The sequence below is a fragment of the Allobosea sp. 117 genome, assembly GCF_000702305.1.
Lineage (GTDB): Bacteria > Pseudomonadota > Alphaproteobacteria > Rhizobiales > Xanthobacteraceae > Ancylobacter.
Window position 1 is genome coordinate 873,033 of record NZ_JNLC01000010.1, and the last position, 12,999, is coordinate 886,031.

Genomic DNA, 12,999 nt, shown 5'->3' on the forward strand with positions numbered 1-12,999 from the left:
CCATAGGCATCCGTGGAACAGCGCATTGGGGCGCGGCAGCGCCCGGCATATATCGGCCGACCCGAGGCCGAGATCGGCATCCCGCTCGCGCCGCGAGGTCAGATGATGCCCGCGGCCCTCAGCCTCGCGCGTTCCTCAGTGGGGAGGCCGAGCACGGCCTCCAGCACCGAATCCGTGTGCTCGCCGAGCATAGGCGGGGCGAGTGCCGCGCCGGGGGGAGAGCCGCTCAGCCGCAGCGGGCTGCGCACGCCCGGCGCCGTCCCGCCGAGCGCGTGCGGAAGTGCGAGCGCGAGGCCACGCGCCAGCGCCTGCGGCTCGGCGAAGGTCTGCTCGATGCTGTTGATCGGCCCCGCCGGTATTCCCGCCGCATCCAGCATGGCGAGCCACGCCGCGGTGGTCTGCCGCTTCAGCGCCGCAGCAAGCACGGGAACAAGCGCCTCGCGATGGGCGACACGGCCGGCATTGGTGCCGAAGCGCGCATCGGCCGCGATCTCCGGCAGCTCGGCGATGCGGCAGAAGCGGGAAAACTGCCCGTCATTGCCGACCGCGAGGATGAGGTGCCCGTCCGCCGTCTCGAACACCTGATAGGGCACGATGTTGGGGTGGGCGTTGCCGAGCCGGCGCGGCGCCGTCCCGCCGACCAGATAATTCAGCGCCTGATTGGCGAGGCTCGCCACCGCGACGTCGAACAGCGCGATGTCGATATGCTGACCCCGCCCGGTCCGGTGGCGCTGCTCGAGCGCGGCCAGCACTGCGATGACGGCGTGCAGCCCGGTCAGCACATCGACGAGGGCGACGCCGATCTTCTGCGGCTCGGTCTCCGGGCTGCCGGTCACCGACATCAGCCCAGACATGCCCTGGATCATGAAGTCGTAGCCGGCCCGGCCGGCTTCCGGCCCGTCCTGCCCGAAGCCAGTGATCGAGCAATAGACGAGGCGTGGATTGAGCGCTGCGAGGCTCTCATGGTCGAGCCCGTAGCGCTTCAGCCCGCCCACCTTGAAGTTCTCGATGACGACGTCGCTGGTCGCGGCGAGGCGGCGGATCAGCGCCTGCCCCTCCGGCTGCGCCATGTCGATGGTCACCGAGCGCTTGTTGCGGTTGGCGGACAGGAAATAGGCGCTCTCGCGCGTCTCGCGGCCCTCACCGTCCTTCAGCCAGGGCGGTCCCCAGCCGCGCGTGTCGTCGCCGGCGCCGGGCTTCTCGATCTTGATGATCTCGGCGCCGAGATCGCCCAGCATCTGCGTCGCCCACGGCCCGGCCAGCACGCGCGAGAGGTCCAGCACCCGGATTCCGGTCAGCGCCTGCGCCGCCGGTGTTTTGGCATCGTCATCAGTCATGGAACGCGTCTTCCCCGTCACGCGGCGCAAGCTAGCCGGCGCGCGCCGCGTGGCAATCGGAAAATGGAACGGATCAGCGCAGCAGCCGGCGCCGGCGCAGATAGTCCGCTGCCACGCTGCGCGGGTCCTCGTTCGCGAACTGCACGCGCGCGTTCAACTCCTGCAGCGTCTCGACGGTGAGCGTCTCGAAGGTCGGCGCCAGCATCTTGGGCAGGTCGGGATAGGCTTCCAGCACCGCCGCCCGGACCACCGGCGTCGGCTGGTAGACCGGCTGCACGCCCTTGGTGTCGCGCAGCACCTTCAGCCCGGCGGCGGCGATGGCGCCGTCGGTGGCGTAGACCATGGCGGCGTTGACGCCGTATTTGCCAACCGCCGCCGCCTTGATGGTGTCGGCCGTGTCGCCGCCGGAGACCAGCAGAATCTGCTTCGACGAGAGGGTGAAGCCGTAGGCCTTCTGGAAGGCCGGCAAGGCGGCCGGACTGGAGACGAACTCCGGCGAGGCGGCGAGCCGCACCCGCCCGCCGCCGGAGACCCAGCGTGCGAAGTCGTCGAGCGTCGGCGACTTGTTGGAACCGGCCACCTCTTGGCGCACCGCCACCGCCCAGGTGTTGTTGGCCGGCGCCGGCGTCAGCCAGACGATCCCGTTCGGCGCGTCGAGCGCGCGCGCCTTGGCGATGGCGCGGCCGGGATCGCGCCACGCCGGATCGTCGGGGAGGTTGAAGAACAGCGCCGCGTTGCCGGTATATTCCGGGTAGATGTCGAGGTCGCCGACGGTGATGGCCTGGCGCACCGCCGGGGTCGGCCCGAAATAGAGCCGGTACTGCACGGGAATGCCGGCGCGTTCCAGAATGAGGCCGATCATGCTGCCGAGCAGCGCGCCCTCGGTGTCGCTCTTGGAGCCGACCTTGACAATGGGAGGGGGACGCTCGGCGCGCGTAGCCCCGCCCTCTCCGCTCGCTGTGCCGGCGAGGGAAAGCGAAACAAGCGTCGAGAAGGCCGCGATGACGGCCAGAACACCCCAGGGCCGTTGGCCCTTGTTGCGCCGGTTCATGTTGCCCCGCCGGCGTTTATCGGCATGCCTCCCCACAAGGCACGCTGACTAAAGACAATCATAGCACGAAAGGTCAGGCCTTGCCGCCACCTCTGAGACGGGCCAGCACCGAGGCGGCATCCGCGCCCCTCGGCACCACCAGCCATTCGCCCGGCGCGTCCGCGGCAAGCGCGACGACCGCGTTCTTCGGACAGACGTCGAGGCAACCGACTTCGATGACGGCGGTCCGCGTACCCCTGCGCTTCGGCTTGCCCGAGCTCGCCTCGCGCCGCAGCGCCTTGGCGAGCGGAAGTCCGCCGTCCTCGCCGAAGCCGCCCTTCATGCGGCGTGAGCATTTGCGGCAGACGAGGATGACCTCCGTCCAGTCGGACCTGACACGCTTCATCCCGGCAAGCGCGGCTATTCCGCCGCCGCGCGGCCGTGGCCAAGGCGCTTGCCGATCTTGGCGATCAGTTCCTCGGCGGCGTCGGCGATCACCGTGCCGGGCGGATAGATCGCCTCGGCGCCGGCAGCCCGCACCGCCTCGTAATCCTGCGGCGGCACCACCCCGCCGACCACGATCATGATGTCCGGCCGGCCCTGCGCGGCGAGCGCGGCGCGCACCTGCGGCACCAGAGTGAGATGGCCGGCGGCGAGCGAGGAGATCCCGATCACGTGCACGTCGTTCTCCACCGCCTGCCGCGCCGCCTCCTCGGGGGTGGCGAAGAGCGGGCCGATGTCGACGTCGAAGCCGAGGTCGGCGAAGGCCGAGGCGATCACCTTCTGGCCGCGGTCATGACCGTCCTGCCCGACCTTGGCGACGAGGATGCGCGGGCGCCGGCCTTCCTCGGCCTCGAAGGCCTCGATCGCCGCGCGCACGCGGCCGAGCTTGTCGGTCATGGCTCCCGCCTCCCGCCTGTAGACGCCGGAGATCGCCCGGATCTCCGCCTTGTGCCGGCCGAACACGCGCTCCAGCGCCGAGGATATCTCGCCGACCGTCGCCTTGGCACGCGCCGCGTCGATGGCGAGCGCCAGGAGATTGCCGTTCCCCGCCGCGCCCTTCTCGAGCGCGTCGAGCGCCGCCTCGACGCGCGCGGGGTCGCGCTCCGCCTTCAGGCGCGTGAGCTTGTCGATCTGCGCCGCGCGGACGGCGGAATTGTCGACCTTGAGCACGTCGATCGGCATTTCGCGCTCGGGCTTGAACTTGTTGACGCCGACCACCGTCTGCGCACCCGCATCGATCCGCGCCTGCGCGGTGGCGGCCGCCTCCTCGATCCTGAGCTTCGGAATGCCCGCCTCGATCGCCTTGGCCATGCCGCCGAGCTTCTCGACCTCGGCGATATGCGTGAGCGCGCGGGCCGCGAGGTCGGCGGTGAGCTTCTCGACATAGAAGGAGCCGCCCCACGGGTCGATCGCCCGGGTGGTGCCGCTCTCCTGCTGCAGCACGATCTGCGTGTTGCGGGCGATGCGGGCGGAGAAGTCGGTCGGCAGCGCCAGCGCCTCGTCGAGAGCGTTGGTATGCAGCGACTGGGTGTGGCCTTGCGTCGCCGCCATCGCCTCGATCGCGGTGCGGATCACGTTGTTGAACACGTCCTGCGCGGTGAGGCTCCAGCCGGAGGTCTGCGAATGGGTGCGCAGCGGCAGCGACTTCGGGTTCTTCGCGCCGAGATCGGCCATCAGCTTCGCCCAGATCAGGCGGGCGGCGCGTAGCTTTGCGACCTCCATGAAGAAGTTCATGCCGATCGCCCAGAAGAAGGACAGACGCGGCGCAAACGCGTCGATGTCGAGCCCGGCCTGCATGCCGGCGCGCACATATTCGACGCCGTCGGCGAGCGTATAGGCGAGCTCCAGGTCCTGCGTCGCCCCCGCCTCCTGCATGTGATAGCCGGAGATCGAGATCGAGTTGAACTTCGGCATCTCCTTGGAGGTGAAGGCGAAGATGTCGGAGATGATCCGCATCGAGGGGCGGGGCGGGTAGATGTAGGTGTTGCGGACCATGAACTCCTTGAGGATGTCGTTCTGGATGGTCCCCGAAAGCTGGCGCGGCGAGACGCCCTGCTCCTCGGCCGCCACCACGAACAAAGCGAGGATCGGCAGCACCGCGCCGTTCATGGTCATCGACACGCTCATCTGGTCGAGCGGAATGCCCGAGAACAGGGTGCGCATGTCGTAGATCGAGTCGATCGCCACGCCCGCCATGCCGACGTCGCCGGCGACGCGCGGATGGTCGCTGTCGTAGCCGCGATGGGTGGCGAGGTCGAAGGCGACCGAGAGCCCCTTCTGCCCGGCGGCGAGGTTGCGCCGGTAGAAGGCGTTGGAATCCTCCGCCGTGGAGAAGCCGGCATATTGCCGGATGGTCCAGGGCTGGGTGACGTACATGGTCGGATACGGCCCGCGCAGGAACGGCGCGATACCGGGATAGCTGTCGACGATGCTGAGGCCGGCGATGTCCTCCGCACCATAGACTGGCTTCACCCGCAACCCCTCGGGCGTGAGCCAGTCGGCGGCCGCATGTCCTGCAGCCCCATCTCCCGCGACGGCCGGCGCCGGGGTCGCCGGTGCGAAGGCGAGGGATGCGAAATCGGGAATGCGGCTCATCGCTTCGTCTCCATTCACGTCGCGCGGACCCCGTTCAGGCCCGCCGCGCCACCCACGAGCCCGAGCAGGCCGGTTGGGGCGAGGTCCAGTCGCCCGAGGCGCTATCGCCCCGCACGAGGCCGGTGGCGGTGACGCGCCGGCTGCCATGCGAGATGTCCATATTGATCAACCCGACGGCGTTGACGCCGCCCTTGGCCTTCACCGGCCACATGCCGGCATAGGAGACCTTGCCGTTCTTCACCGCCAGCTTCAGCTCGTAGTTCGTCGCGCACTGGCCCGTCTCGGCCGAGGTCTTGACCGACCACGTGCCGTCATGCGTCGAGGCCGCTGCGGCGGGAAGCGTCGCGGCGCCGGCGACAGTCGCGGCAGCGATGGCGGCAAGGGCCGCCCTGTGTAGCAAAGCCGTCATGTCTCCCTCTCGTTCCACGTAAGGGTTACGGAGACCGATCAACTTACCCGGTCCTGTTCCGGCCCGCGGCGCGAATGCCCAGGACGGAATGAACCTCTTCAAGCACCTGCAAGGCATCGCAGCCGGCGAAGACAAGGCCGTCGACGCCCGCCGCGCGCAGCTCCGTCTCGTTCTCCGGCCGTCCGGCGAGATAGACCGCCGTGGCGCCGGCGGCCTTCAGCACCCGCGCGGCCGTCGCGCCGACTTCCGCATAGAGTGCATCCGACGCGCACAGGCACGCAATGCGCGCGCCGGAGGCGTGGAAGCCGGTGTCGAGCGCGCCGGCATCGCCGTAGCCGTCATTGGTCGGCGCGGCGATGCCGCCGGCCTCGAACAGCGAGGTGGCGAAGCCGGCGCGTGCCGTGAAGTCCGCCGCCGTGCCGAGATTGGCGAGGAAGACGCGTGCCCCGCCGGCTCGTATGGCCGCATCGCGCAGCCGTTCGAAGGGCTCGGCGAGGCGCTGCGGCTCCAGCGGCTCGCAGGCGATGGCGCCTTCCGCCGGCACGACGGGGGCAGGGGCCGGCGCGGGGGCCAGTACGGCCACCGGCGTCTCGGCCAGCAGCGGATAGTCGGAGGTGCCGGTGATCGGCAGGCGCCGGGTGGCGACGTCGCGGGCGCGGGCCTCGCGGGCGCTCGCGATCCTCGCCTGCCATGCGCCGGCGAGCAGTGCCTCGACCATACCGCCCGTGCGCTCGATCTCGCGGAACAGCTCCCAGGCCGCTTCGGCGAGCTTCTCGGTGCGCTCCTCGATGGCGCCGGCACCCGCCGCCGGATCGGCGACGCGGTGGACGTTGGATTCCTCGATCAGGATGACTTGTGTGTTGCGTGCGAGCCGCCGCGCGAAGCTGTCCGGCAGGCCGAGCGCCTGTGTGAAGGGCAGCACCGTCACGCTGTCGGCGCCGCCCACCCCGGCGGCGAAGGCGGCGATGGTGCCGCGCAGCAGGTTCACATGCGGATCGTGGCGCGTCAGCGCGCGCCAGGCGGTCTCCATGTGCAGCTTCAGCGGCGCAGGGCCCGCGAGCCCGCAATGGCGCAGCGCCTCGGACCAGAGCAGCCGGATGGCGCGTGCCTTCGCGGTGGTGGCGAACTGGTCGACATCGGCGGCGAGCGTCGCCTCGATGCTGCCGGCGGCCTCCTCGATGGAGAGGCCGGCCGCCTCCAGCGCCCGCAGATAGGCTACCATGGTGGCCAGCACCGCCGCGAGCTCCTGCGCATCCGTCGCGCCGGCCGCGTGATGGATGCGCCCGTCGGCGCGGGCGAGCGGCGCGGTGAAGCCGCGCGAACGCAGCGTCGTCGCGGTCTGGCCGAGGCGGGCGGACAACGCGTCCCATTCGATCGGGGCAGCGCCGGAAGCCGCGAAATCGCCGATCGGGTCGAGGCCGAAGCGGATGTCGAGGCTTGCCGGATCGAACTTCTCATAGAGCCGGGCGATCGCCAGCGCGATGTCGCGGGCCTGATAGGCGCCGGCCTCGATGCGCAGCATCACCAGCTCCGGCATCACCCCGTCGAGCACCGCAACCAGTTCCTCGAACCGGTTCGGCAGGCCGAATCCGCGCGCCGAGGCGGCCGAGGCGAAGACCAGTGCCGCGCCGTCGGCACCGCCATCGAGGTCCTGCAGGAGCTGCGCATTGGCGGCGGCCGGATCGTTGTGTTCGATGCGCTGGATCACCCGCCACGGCGCGCCCGCTGTGCGCCCTGCCACCGGCTGCGCCTCCGGCCGGCGGGCGGGCAGCGCGTCGAAGATGAGGCCGTCGAGCGTCCGCGCCACCATGCGCTTGTCGTAGGGCGCGCCCTTCAGCACGCCCTCGACCAGCTTCAGCCAGTCCTCGCGGCTCGCGCGGGGGAAGGCGGCGAGATCGATGCTCATCAGGCGAATTCCAGGATCACGGCGTCCACCGCGAGGCTGTCGCCGGGCTTGGCCAGCACCTTCTTCACCGTCGCGTCGCGCTCGGCGCGCAGCACATTCTCCATCTTCATCGCCTCGACCACGGCGAGCGTCTCGCCGGCCTTCACCTCCTGCCCCTCGGAGACGGCGATCGAGACCACGAGGCCCGGCATCGGGCAGACCAGATGCTTGCCGCTGCCCGACGCCTGCTTCTCCGGCATCAGCGCGGCGAGCACCGCCTCGCGCTCGGTGTAGACGACCGCCCCGACGGAGACGCCGCGATGGCCGAGCGTCACCCCGTTGGGACGCGGGCGCACCTGCACATGGATCAGCTCGTCGTCATAGGCGCCCTGCCACACCGGCTCGCCGGGGTGCCAGCCGGAACGCAGCTCATGCGTGCCGAGTGGGGCACCGGTCTCGTCCAGGAACGTGACGATGTAGCCGCCGGCCGCCCGGTCCACCTCGCAGGTCAGCGTCGCGGCGCCGATGCGCACGACGCGCCGATGCTCGAACACCACCGGCCGTCCGGCGAGCTGCTGGCTGATCTTGCGCTTGCGGGCATTGCCGACATTGTCGATCACCGCCGCCACCGCCGCGAGCTTGCGGGCTATGGCGGGCTCCAGCGGCGCGCCGTGGAAGCCGTCCGGATATTCCTCGGCGATGAAGCCTGTGGAGAGCTTACCCGAGCGCCAGCGCTCATGGCCCATCAGCGCCGAGAGGAAGGGGATGTTGTGCTGGATGCCGTCGAGCGCGAAGGCGTCGAGCGCGTCCACCTGCGCATCGATCGCCTGAAGCCGCGTAGGCGCATGCGTCACCAGCTTGGCGATCATCGGGTCGTAATAGAGCGAGATTTCCCCGCCCTCGAACACGCCGGTGTCGTTGCGCACGGTGACGCCGTCCTGCTCGCCTTCCGCCGGCGGGCGGTAGCGCGACAGCCGGCCGATTGAGGGCAGGAAGTTGCGATAGGGGTCCTCGGCATAGATGCGGCTCTCCACCGCCCAGCCGTTCAGCTTGACGTCGACCTGGCGGATGGCGAGCGTCTCGCCCGCCGCGACGCGGATCATCTGCTCGACGAGGTCGATGCCGGTGACGAGCTCGGTCACCGGGTGCTCGACCTGCAGGCGCGTGTTCATCTCGAGGAAGTAGAAGGACTTGTCCTGCCCGGCGACGAATTCCACCGTGCCGGCGCTGTCGTAGTTCACCGCCTTGGCCAACGCGACGGCCTGCTCGCCCATCTTCCGGCGGGTGGCCTCGTCGAGAAGCGGCGAGGGCGCCTCCTCGATGACCTTCTGGTTGCGACGCTGGATCGAGCATTCGCGCTCGCCGAGATAGATGACGTTGCCGTGCTTGTCGCCGAGCACCTGAATCTCGATGTGGCGCGGCTGGACGATGAACTTCTCGACGAAGACGCGATCGTCGCCGAAGGAGGACCTGGCCTCTGAAGTTGCGCGCTCGAAGCCTTCCTTCACCTCCTCGCGCGAATTGGCGACGCGCATGCCCTTGCCACCGCCGCCGGCCGAGGCCTTGATCATCACCGGATAGCCGATCTCGTCGGCGATCTTTGCTGCGTGCTCGGCATTCTCGATGACGCCGAGGAAGCCGGGCACGGTCGAGACCTTGGCGGCCGCCGCCGCCTTCTTGGATTCGATCTTGTCGCCCATCGCCTCGATGGCCCCCGGATTGGGGCCGATGAAGACGATGCCCTCGGCGGCGAGCGCGGCGGGGAAGGCGGCGCGCTCGGAGAGGAAGCCGTAGCCGGGATGCACCGCCTCGGCGCCGGTTTGCTTGCAGGCGGCGATAATCTTGTCGATCAGCAGGTAGGACTGTGCGGCGGCCGGCGGGCCGATATGCACCGCCTCGTCCGCCATGGCGACGTGCAGCGCGTCCTTGTCGGCGTCGGAGAACACGGCGACGGTCTTGATGCCCATCTTCCGGGCGGTCTTGATGACCCGGCAGGCGATCTCGCCACGGTTCGCGATGAGGATCTTGGAGAACATCTTTGTTGGCCTTGGGTTCAGGGCCGCGTCAACAATCTGCGCCGGGCTCTTTTGGACACGTTCTTTAATGAAGTCGTCGCTAACCCTATGTGATCGGAGTCCCCAGAATCCGTACCCAAGGTGTACGAATAGATCATCATATTTAAAGACGTCGGAATTTGATGAGTGCTCTTCGATGTTTCGTCTGATAATTGCTTGCCAACTGGGGGGTAGGTCTCTATCGGTTGTCCTCTCGAAGAATTCATAAAGATCAGGATATCGCGCGGCGCCACCGAGTGCGTGCATTGCTTGAACGATTTCGTCTATCCAGCGCATCGCAGTTGCTCACTTACAGCGGCAGATTGTCGTGCTTCTTGAGCGGCGCCTCGATCTTCTTCGAGCGCAGCATGGCGAAGGCGCGGGCGATGCGCTTGCGGGTCGAGCGCGGCGTGATGACCTCGTCGATATAGCCGCGCTCGGCCGCCACGAAGGGCGAGAGGAAGCGCGCCTCGTATTCCTTGGTCTTCGCCGCGATTTTTTCCGGATCGTCGATGTCGGCGCGGAAGATGATCTCCACCGCCCCCTTGGCGCCCATCACCGCGATCTGCGCGGTCGGCCAGGCATAGTTCACGTCGCCGCCGACATGCTTGGAGGCCATCACGTCATAGGCGCCGCCGAAGGCCTTGCGGGTGATGACGGTGACGAGGGGCACAGTGGCCTGCGAATAGGCGAACAGCAGCTTGGCGCCGTGCTTGATCAGGCCGCCATATTCCTGCGCGGTACCGGGCAGGAAGCCGGGCACGTCGACGAGGGTGAGGATCGGGATCTCGAAGGCGTCGCAGAACCGCACGAAGCGCGCCGCCTTGCGCGAGGCGTCGCTGTCCAGCACGCCGGCCAGCACCATCGGCTGGTTGGCGACGATGCCGACCGTGCGCCCCTCGACGCGGGCGAAGCCGGTGATGATGTTCCCGGCGAAGCCCTGCTGGATCTCGAAGAAGTCGCCCTCGTCGACGATCTTCAGGATCAGCTCCTTCATGTCGTAGGGCTTGTTCGGATTGTCCGGCACCAGGGTGTCGAGCGAGGCGTCGAGCCGCTCGCCGTCGTCGAAGGACGGCCATTCCGGCACGCCGGAGATGTTGTTGGCGGGCAGGAAGTCGATCAGCCGGCGCATCTGCAGGAGCGCCTCGACATCGTTGTCGAAGGCGCCGTCGGCGACCGAGGACTTGGTGGTGTGCACCCGCGCGCCGCCGAGCTCCTCCGAGGTGACGGTCTCGTTGGTCACCGTCTTCACCACGTCCGGGCCGGTGACGAACATGTAGGAGGTGTCGCGCACCATGAAGATGAAGTCGGTCATCGCCGGCGAATAGACGTCGCCGCCCGCGCACGGCCCCATGATCAGCGAGATCTGCGGGATGACGCCGGACGCCGCGACGTTGCGCCGGAACACCTCGCCATAGCCGCCGAGCGCGGCGACGCCCTCCTGGATACGCGCGCCGCCGGCATCGAACAGGCCGATGATCGGCGCCCGGGTGCGGATGGCGAGGTCCTGGATCTTCACGATCTTCTCGGCATGCGCCTCGGAGAGCGAGCCGCCGAACACGGTGAAGTCCTTGGCGAAGACGAACACCTTGCGTCCGTTCACCGTGCCCCAGCCGGTGATCACGCCGTCGCCGGGGATCTTGGTCTTCTCCATGCCGAAGTCGGTGCAGCGGTGCTGCACGAAGGTGTCGAACTCCTCGAAGGAGCCGGTGTCGAGCAGGAGCTCGATGCGCTCGCGGGCGGTGAGCTTGCCGCGCCTGTGCTGGGCCTCGATGCGGCGCTCGCCGCCGCCGAGCCGGGCATCGGCCCGGCGCTGTTCGAGTTCGTCGAGTATGTGCTTCATCTGTCGCCGTCCCGAGAGCTGGCTGTCACCGCCATGTTGCACTGCTTCTAGGAGCTTGCCCGAGAAAAGATAAGCTGTGAAAATGCGGATCGTGAAATTGTAAAAAATTCACAACTTCGAAGCGCAAGAGTCTTTCGGTCGTCCACGCAGCCCGCCGTCATCCTGAGGTGCCCGGCGCTGGCCGGGCCTCGAAGGATGTTCGCAGCAGCGCGCATTGTTTCAGCATCCTTCGAGGCTCGCTTCGCTCGCGCCTCAGGATGACGAGGCGGAATGGGATTGGCCGGAGAGGCAGTATGTCCAAGAAAATCTATGCCGGCCACGCCGTGCGCAATGTCCGCGAGCGTCTCGGCCTCACGCAGATCGATTTCGCCCGGCGCCTGTCGCTCTCGCCGAGCTACATCAACCAGATCGAGAGCAACCAGCGCCCGGTCACCGCCGCCGTGCTGCTCGCCATCGGCCGCACCTTCGACCTCGACATCACCCGCTTCGGCGCCGACGACCTCGACCGCATCGTCGCCGACCTGCGCGAGGCGCTGGCCGATCCGGTGTTCCGCGGCCTCGAGCCGAGCCTGCAGGACCTGAAGAACGCCACCACCCATGCGCCGAGCTTCGCCCATGCCTTCCTGCGCCTGCACGGGGCGATGCGCCGGCTGATGGAGCGCAGCGTGGCGTTGGACGACGCCGTAACCTCCGTCGCCAGGGAAGTGGACGGCGAGGCGCGCAACCTCGCGCCCTATGAGGAGGTACGCGATCATTTCCACTACATCGACAATTACGTAGACGGCCTCGACCGCGCCGCCGAGGCGCGCAGCGCCGCGCTCGACCTGTTCGGCCGGTCGGACGGGGCGCGGGTGCTGGCGCGCTACCTCAAGGAACAGCACGACATCGCCGTCGACATCGCCCCGAACACCCTCGCGCCGGAGGGCGCGGGGCAGGGCGGGACAGCCGAGTCAGCCGAGCCGCTGCTCCATTACGACGCGCGCCGGCGCACCGTGACGCTCTCCCCCGCGCTCGATCCGGCGGCCCAGCTCTTCCGCCTCGGCACGCTGCTCGCCCGCTTCGAGCAGGCGGAGATGGTCGGCCAGCATGTGCGCGACGCCGGATTCCGCAGTGCCGCCGCCGGCGAGGTGTGCCGCCTCGCCTTGCAGAATTACTATGCCGGGGCGCTGATGCTGCCCTATCGCCGCTTCGCCCGCCTCGCCCGCGAACGGCGGCACGATCTCGACCTCCTGGCGACGCTGGCCGGCGCCAGCCTGGAACAGGTCTGCCACCGCCTCTCGACGTTGCAGCGGCCCGGCGAGAAGGGCGTGCCGTTCTATTTCCTGAAAGTCGACCGCGCCGGCAACGTCATCAAGCGCCATAGCGCGACGCGCTTCCAGTTCGCCCGCTATGGCGGCGCCTGCCCGGTGTGGAACGTGCACGAGGCCTTTGAGCAGCCGCTGCGCATGCTGGTGCAGGTCGGTGAGATGCCGGACGGCGTGCGCTATCTGTGTCTCGCGCGCGGCGCGGTGACGCCGCCGCAGGGCTTCGGCCAGCGCGAGCGGCGCTTCGCGCTCGGCATAGGCTGCGAGATCTCCTATGCCGGCGAGCTCGTCTATGCGGACGGGCTGGACCTGAAGGCGGCGAACGTCGCGCGGCTCGGCGTCAATTGCCGCATCTGCCCGCGCACCGCCTGCCCCGAGCGGGCCTTCCCGCCGCTCGACCGCGACATCGTGCTCGACCCCGACCGGCGCGGCGTCGTACCCTTCACCGTGCGGGAGTGACGAGGCGGTTCCGGTTGATCGTCATCCCGCCCGCAGCCGAAGGCGGAGAACCGGGATCGCGTGCCATATGTTTCCCCGAT

9 protein-coding genes are annotated in these 12,999 nt (G+C 68.8%); 1 reads left to right on the top strand and 8 read right to left on the bottom strand.

Features of this window, described 5'->3' with window-relative positions:
• Window positions 1-98: 98 nt before the first annotated feature.
• From U742_RS0106185 to U742_RS0106220, 8 genes are all read right to left on the bottom strand, one after another.
• Window positions 99-1,337 (bottom strand): CaiB/BaiF CoA transferase family protein, encoded by a 1,239-nt coding sequence (locus U742_RS0106185; protein ID WP_029351091.1) that lies wholly within the window; start codon window positions 1,335-1,337, stop codon window positions 99-101.
• 73 nt (window positions 1,338-1,410) lie between these two features.
• Window positions 1,411-2,388, bottom strand: a complete 978-nt coding sequence (locus U742_RS0106190; RefSeq protein WP_051660890.1) for a glycine betaine ABC transporter substrate-binding protein — start codon at window positions 2,386-2,388, stop codon at window positions 1,411-1,413.
• 73 nt (window positions 2,389-2,461) lie between these two features.
• Window positions 2,462-2,773 (bottom strand): thioredoxin domain-containing protein, encoded by a 312-nt coding sequence (locus U742_RS0106195; RefSeq protein ID WP_029351096.1) that lies wholly within the window; start codon window positions 2,771-2,773, stop codon window positions 2,462-2,464.
• Between the two features lie 14 nt (window positions 2,774-2,787).
• Window positions 2,788-4,965, bottom strand: coding sequence for a methylmalonyl-CoA mutase (gene scpA / locus U742_RS0106200; RefSeq protein ID WP_029351098.1), 2,178 nt, complete (start codon window positions 4,963-4,965; stop codon window positions 2,788-2,790).
• A 34-nt stretch (window positions 4,966-4,999) separates the two neighbouring features.
• Window positions 5,000-5,374: a hypothetical protein gene (locus tag U742_RS0106205; protein ID WP_029351100.1), complete on the bottom strand. Its 375-nt coding sequence runs from the start codon at window positions 5,372-5,374 to the stop codon at window positions 5,000-5,002.
• Window positions 5,375-5,417: 43 nt separating this feature from the next.
• Complete coding sequence (locus U742_RS0106210; RefSeq protein WP_029351102.1) at window positions 5,418-7,280, bottom strand: methylmalonyl-CoA mutase family protein; 1,863 nt, start codon at window positions 7,278-7,280, stop codon at window positions 5,418-5,420.
• Window positions 7,280-9,295 carry an acetyl-CoA carboxylase biotin carboxylase subunit gene (locus U742_RS0106215; protein WP_029351104.1) on the bottom strand — a complete coding sequence of 672 codons (2,016 nt, stop codon included), beginning with the start codon at window positions 9,293-9,295 and terminating at the stop codon, window positions 7,280-7,282. Before U742_RS0106215 ends, U742_RS0106210 begins: the two co-directional genes overlap by 1 nt.
• A 328-nt stretch (window positions 9,296-9,623) precedes the next feature.
• Window positions 9,624-11,156: an acyl-CoA carboxylase subunit beta gene (locus U742_RS0106220; RefSeq protein WP_029351106.1), complete on the bottom strand. Its 1,533-nt coding sequence runs from the start codon at window positions 11,154-11,156 to the stop codon at window positions 9,624-9,626.
• Between the two features lie 293 nt (window positions 11,157-11,449).
• On the opposite strand from U742_RS0106220, the gene U742_RS0106225 reads away from it, so the two are divergent.
• On the top strand, window positions 11,450-12,919 hold the full coding sequence (locus tag U742_RS0106225) for a helix-turn-helix domain-containing protein (RefSeq protein ID WP_029351108.1): 1,470 nt from the start codon (window positions 11,450-11,452) through the stop codon (window positions 12,917-12,919).
• Window positions 12,920-12,999 lie beyond the last annotated feature (80 nt).

Bases quoted from the DNA above. Each gene is read 5' to 3' on its own strand.
- scpA (WP_029351098.1), bottom strand. From the start codon at position 4,965: ATGAGCCGCATTCCCGATTTCGCATCCCTCGCCTTCGCACCGGCGACC.
- U742_RS0106195 (WP_029351096.1), bottom strand. From the start codon at position 2,773: ATGAAGCGTGTCAGGTCCGACTGGACGGAGGTCATCCTCGTCTGCCGC.
- U742_RS0106210 (WP_029351102.1), bottom strand. From the start codon at position 7,280: ATGAGCATCGATCTCGCCGCCTTCCCCCGCGCGAGCCGCGAGGACTGG.
- U742_RS0106205 (WP_029351100.1), bottom strand. From the start codon at position 5,374: ATGACGGCTTTGCTACACAGGGCGGCCCTTGCCGCCATCGCTGCCGCG.
- U742_RS0106225 (WP_029351108.1), top strand. From the start codon at position 11,450: ATGTCCAAGAAAATCTATGCCGGCCACGCCGTGCGCAATGTCCGCGAG.
- U742_RS0106190 (WP_051660890.1), bottom strand. From the start codon at position 2,388: ATGAACCGGCGCAACAAGGGCCAACGGCCCTGGGGTGTTCTGGCCGTC.
- U742_RS0106185 (WP_029351091.1), bottom strand. From the start codon at position 1,337: ATGACTGATGACGATGCCAAAACACCGGCGGCGCAGGCGCTGACCGGA.
- U742_RS0106215 (WP_029351104.1), bottom strand. From the start codon at position 9,295: ATGTTCTCCAAGATCCTCATCGCGAACCGTGGCGAGATCGCCTGCCGG.
- U742_RS0106220 (WP_029351106.1), bottom strand. From the start codon at position 11,156: ATGAAGCACATACTCGACGAACTCGAACAGCGCCGGGCCGATGCCCGG.